6 protein-coding genes are annotated in these 4,404 nt (G+C 68.7%); 3 read left to right on the plus strand and 3 right to left on the minus strand.

Annotated features, from left to right (window positions below; all coding sequences use genetic code 11):
- Positions 1-285 precede the first annotated feature (285 nt).
- The 3 genes from QZY48_RS27135 to QZY48_RS27145 all read right to left on the minus strand — a co-directional run bounded on the left by QZY48_RS27135 (position 286) and on the right by QZY48_RS27145 (position 1,281).
- Positions 286-495: a DUF3368 domain-containing protein gene (locus QZY48_RS27135; protein WP_295436690.1), complete on the minus strand. Its 210-nt coding sequence runs from the start codon at positions 493-495 to the stop codon at positions 286-288.
- A 70-nt stretch (positions 496-565) separates the two neighbouring features.
- The gene (locus QZY48_RS27140) at positions 566-913 is read right to left on the minus strand and encodes a UPF0175 family protein (RefSeq protein WP_295436692.1); all 348 of its coding nucleotides are present in this window, start codon (positions 911-913) and stop codon (positions 566-568) included.
- A gap of 140 nt (positions 914-1,053) precedes the next feature.
- On the minus strand, positions 1,054-1,281 hold the full coding sequence (locus QZY48_RS27145) for a BrnA antitoxin family protein (RefSeq protein ID WP_295436693.1): 228 nt from the start codon (positions 1,279-1,281) through the stop codon (positions 1,054-1,056).
- Positions 1,282-1,498: 217 nt separating this feature from the next.
- Here QZY48_RS27145 and argE point away from each other — a divergent pair, with 217 nt between their 5' ends.
- Genes argE through QZY48_RS27160 form a run of 3 tightly spaced genes read left to right on the plus strand, consistent with a single transcriptional unit; the run spans position 1,499 to position 4,232 of the window.
- Positions 1,499-2,689: an acetylornithine deacetylase gene (argE, locus tag QZY48_RS27150; RefSeq protein WP_295436694.1), complete on the plus strand. Its 1,191-nt coding sequence runs from the start codon at positions 1,499-1,501 to the stop codon at positions 2,687-2,689.
- A 12-nt stretch (positions 2,690-2,701) separates the two neighbouring features.
- Complete coding sequence (locus tag QZY48_RS27155) at positions 2,702-3,637, plus strand: neutral zinc metallopeptidase (RefSeq protein WP_295436695.1); 936 nt, start codon at positions 2,702-2,704, stop codon at positions 3,635-3,637.
- A gap of 13 nt (positions 3,638-3,650) precedes the next feature.
- Entirely contained in the window at positions 3,651-4,232 is a 582-nt protein-coding gene (locus QZY48_RS27160; RefSeq protein WP_295436696.1) for a CNP1-like family protein, read from the plus strand.
- Positions 4,233-4,404: the final 172 nt, after the last annotated feature.

Consider the following 4,404-nt stretch of genomic DNA (forward strand, 5'->3'; position numbering starts at 1 on the left):
GAGATTCTTAAGAGGTCTCACGCAGAGGCGCAGAGACGCAGAGGCGGTGACCCGCGACGCTCGGGTAACCCGCGAAATCTCGTCGCGGCTGAAGCCGCTCCCACAGCGACGCCGCGCGACTTTCACGTCCTGAGTTCATGCCGGATCGTTTCACGCACCACATCGGCCAGCGTTTGCCCTGCGACGAACTGACGCAGGCCTCGCAGATACTAAAGAAAGCAGCGGGTTGCCGCTGGGACCTGGATTCCGCTGCGCTCCATCCAGGCTACCCGCTCGTCATCGGTCCTATCCCCGCGGCGTCACCAGCGAATCCAGGACAGACTGAATGACCTGCGCACCAATCCGAAAGTCGGTCTGCAAGAGTGCGTTGAATACGTCGCGGGCAGACGGTATCAACCCGCGTTGCTCGGCCATACCGATAATGGCCGCGACCCCGATGATCTGGAGTCCGGCGCGACGTGCCTCCCGTCGTGCCAGGCGGTCGTCGAGCAGCAACAGGCAGGGCTCGTCACGGGCAAGGGCGACGCGCAGGCAACTGGTTTCGCCGGCACCCAGCTGGCGTCGCTCAGGACGAGGCGAGCCATCGATCGAGGGTCTGCATGTCGGGGGCATGATCGATCGGGTCGGCCCCCGCGATCGGGATACCCAGTCGGGACAGGTGGGTCACCATCTCGGAGACGCTGACCCGCGCCACCCGCGCCGCGCGCCCAAGCGACATGGCCCCGTCCTTGTAGAGGACCACGGCCAGGGCCAGGGCCAGCCCGTCGCCCTCGGGCGTGAGCGCCGATGCGTCCAGGTGCATCAATACGGCCTCCGGGTAATCGCCCTTGAGGACCAGGACCGGGCCCTCACGCGCCTTGCGGACCGCCTCGGCGGGGTCGTTCTTGAGTTGACGGATATTCACTGATTGCATGTCGGCTGACCTGGCTGCGAACGGAGGTAAAGGGCGTAGGAACTCAGTGAGCGCAGCAGGATTACCGTTCCTGCGAGTCTTGGCAAGCGCGCCGTGACGGCGCCGCTGCCGGCCGTCAGTTCGGGCACAATGCCGTGGGTTCAGCCGGTCCTGAGTTCATGCCGGATCGTTTCACGCACCACATCGGCCAGCGTTTGCCCTGCGACGAACTGACGCAGGGCCTCGTTGATCAGCGTCTGGTAGCTTCCGCCGGTCAGGGCCGCACGCGCTTTGAAGGCGGCGAGCACCGTGTTGTCGACCCGCATCGTAATGCGGGACTTGCCGCCCTGTTCGGCCTGTAGCCGAGCCAGCGCGGGCACCTGTGCCACCGGCAATGTACAGATCGTCAAGTCTCTTGCAGCCGCGCTACGAGGCCGCGGTAACCTGCGACGTTGCGGCAGCTCGCGAGGTCTCGTCGCGGCTGAAGCCGCTCCCACAGCGTCGCTGCGCGACTTTCGCGGTAAGCTCGCGCCATCGACCCCAAGCCCAGGCCCGCGGCGGCACCCCTCGCCCGCCGCCGGCCCCGGCCTCAGCGCCCGGAGCCCCATGTCCAGCCAAGCCCCTGCACTCATTCCCATGCTGCAAGGCCTGATCGGCAGCCTGTCGGTCAGCAGCATCACGCCGGCCTACGACCACAGCAACCGCCCGGTCATCGACCGGCTGGCCGGCTGGCTCGCGGCGGCCGGGTTTCGGGTCGAGGTGCTGCCCATTCCCGGGCATCCGGACAAGGCCAATCTGCTCGGGACCCTGGGCCGCGGCCCCGGCGGCCTGGTCCTGTCCGGCCACACCGATACGGTCCCCTTCAATGAGCCGCTCTGGTCGCATGACCCGCTCAAGCTCACCGAATCCCAGGGGCGCTACTACGGGCTGGGCACCGCCGACATGAAGTCCTTCCTGGCGCTGGCCATCGAGGCGGCGCGGGGACTCAGGGCCGCCGACCTCAAGCAGCCCTTGATGATCCTCGCCACCGCGGACGAGGAGTCGGCCATGCACGGGGCGCGCGCCCTCGCCGAGGCCGGGCGGCCGCTCGGGCGCTACGCGATCATCGGCGAGCCCACTGGACTCAAGCCCGTGCGCACCCACAAGGGTGTCATGGGCGAGGCAGTGCGCCTCATCGGGCGCAGCGGCCACGCCAGCGACCCCAGCCTGGGCAACAATGCGCTGGAGGGGATGCACGAGGCCCTGACCGCCATCCTCGCCTGGCGCGACGAACTCGTGCACTCCCACCGGCACCCGGCCTTCGCGGTGCCCTACCCCACCATCAACCCCGGTCACATCCACGGCGGCGACAACCCCAACCGCATCTGCGGGGACTGCGAACTGCACCTGGATCTGCGCGTCCTGCCGGGCATGGACCCCGCGGACCTGCGCGCCGAACTGGCCCGGCGGGTGGCGGAGGTGGCAGAACGCCGCGGCCTCACCTGGAGTGTGGAGCCGCTGTTCAGGTCCATCCCCCCGGTCGAGACCCCGGCCGATTCCCTGATCGTGCGCGCCGGGGAGGCCCTCACCGGTCACGCCGCGGGGGCGGTCAGCTTCGGCACCGAGGCGCCCTTTTTCGACCGCCTGGGCATGGAGACGCTGATCCTGGGCCCCGGCGACATCGCGGTGGCCCACCAGCCCGACGAGTTTCTGGAACTGGCCCGCATCCCGCCCACCCTGGAACTGCTACGGGGGTTCATCCGGCGGTTCTGTCTGGATGCTATGATCCCACCGGAAAAAGCCAACAACGATCCTTGAGGAGGCACGGCCATGCGCTGGCGTACCGGCAGACGTAGCGATAACGTGGAGGACCAACGCGACGCGGGGGGCGGTCTGGGTGACCCCTTCGGCGGCGGACGGGCACCGATGCGGGTGGGGCGCACCATCGGCATCGGGGGCGGGGTCGGCGGCGTGGTGCTGGTGGTGGTCCTGATGCTGCTGGGCGTGGACCCCTCCTTTCTGCTGACCCCGGGTGGTCAGGTCGCGCCCGAGCAGTCCCCCGCGCGCCGGGGTCCCGAGGCGGACGGGGCGCCCCAGTTCCAGGCCCCCACGGCCGGGGTCGAGGACGAGATGAAGCAGTTCGTCTCGGTGGTCCTGGGGGACACCGAGGACACCTGGACGGCGGTCTTCAAGGAGTCCGGCAAGCGCTATGTCGAGCCCCGCCTGGTGCTGTTCACGGGGATGACCCGCTCCGCCTGCGGGCTGGGGGAGGCGGCCATGGGGCCCTTCTACTGCCCGGCGGACCAGAAGGTCTATATCGATCTCGCCTTCTACGACGAGTTGCGCAACGACTTCGGCGCCCCCGGGGACTTCGCCCAGGCCTATGTGATCGCCCATGAGGTGGGCCACCACGTCCAGAATCTGCTTGGCATCTCCGATCAGGTCGAGAGCCTGCGCCGCCGCGCCGGCCGGAGCGAGGCCAACAATCTCTCGGTGCGCCTGGAACTCCAGGCCGACTGCTTCGCCGGCATCTGGGCCAACCGTGCCCACCAGGCGCGCCAGATCCTTGAACAGGGGGACCTGGAGGAGGGACTCAACGCCGCCTCTGCCATCGGCGACGACCGGCTGCAGCGCCAGACCCGCGGCTATGTGACCCCGGACAGCTTCACCCACGGCAGTTCCGCCCAGCGGGTGCGCTGGTTCAAGCGCGGGCTGGCCGAGGGGCGCCTGGCCGCCTGCGATACCTTTTCCACCGCGGAGCTTTAGTGGTGCCATGCCGATGAACAAGACCATCCAGACTCCGTTCCTTTTGCTCCTGGCGCTCCTGCTGTGGGGCCCGCCCGCCCCAGCCGACAACAACTTCGCCCTGGACCCGGAGCCGGTCCGCCCGCGCGGCCTCGGAGACGGCGAGCCGGTGCCGACCATCGAGGCCACCGTGCCCCTGCCGCCCTGGCCGCGGGATGCGGACCTGATCGCCTTCGTCCCGGATGGGCCTGCGACCCCCTTGCGCTTCGCCATCGACGGCAAGAACCTCAAGCTCGGCGACGCCCGCGGCACCGAGGTGCATTACACCCTGGTCATCGAGTCGGCGAGCGGCACCCGCAACCTGTCCTTCGAGGCCATCCGCTGCACCCTGCGGGGCGCCTACAAGACCATCGCCTACGGCAGCGACGGGCGCTTCACGCGGGCCCCGGCGGCGGAATGGCAGCCGCTCGACCGGGACAGCGGGGCCTACCGCGAGGACCTGCGCCAGCGCTTCTGCGTCCCCCGTGAGATGCGCGCCCGGCCCGTCAAGGACCTGCTGCGCGCGCTGCGCGGGCGGATCGCGGCGACCGAGGGTACGGGGTTTCAGGCGCAGTAGGAAAACGTTGCGGACGACTGCCCCGTCCAGCCCCGAGTAACCTCAATCGTTGTCGTTGTCGTTGTCGTTGTCGTTGTCGTTGTCGAAATCGTAATCGGAGAAGCGATGCACTCTGGGGTGCGAGTGAATCCGGGGCGCTACGATAACCTCGATTACGACAACGACAACGACA

The sequence above is a fragment of the uncultured Thiodictyon sp. genome (assembly GCF_903828115.1).
Lineage (GTDB): Bacteria > Pseudomonadota > Gammaproteobacteria > Chromatiales > Chromatiaceae > Thiodictyon.

What these genes read in the sequence shown, in the direction of transcription:
- QZY48_RS27140 (WP_295436692.1), bottom strand. Translation starts at nt 913, where the DNA reads ATGCAATCAGTGAATATCCGTCAACTCAAGAACGACCCCGCCGAGGCG.
- QZY48_RS27155 (WP_295436695.1), top strand. Translation starts at nt 2,702, where the DNA reads ATGCGCTGGCGTACCGGCAGACGTAGCGATAACGTGGAGGACCAACGC.
- QZY48_RS27160 (WP_295436696.1), top strand. Translation starts at nt 3,651, where the DNA reads ATGAACAAGACCATCCAGACTCCGTTCCTTTTGCTCCTGGCGCTCCTG.
- argE (WP_295436694.1), top strand. Translation starts at nt 1,499, where the DNA reads ATGTCCAGCCAAGCCCCTGCACTCATTCCCATGCTGCAAGGCCTGATC.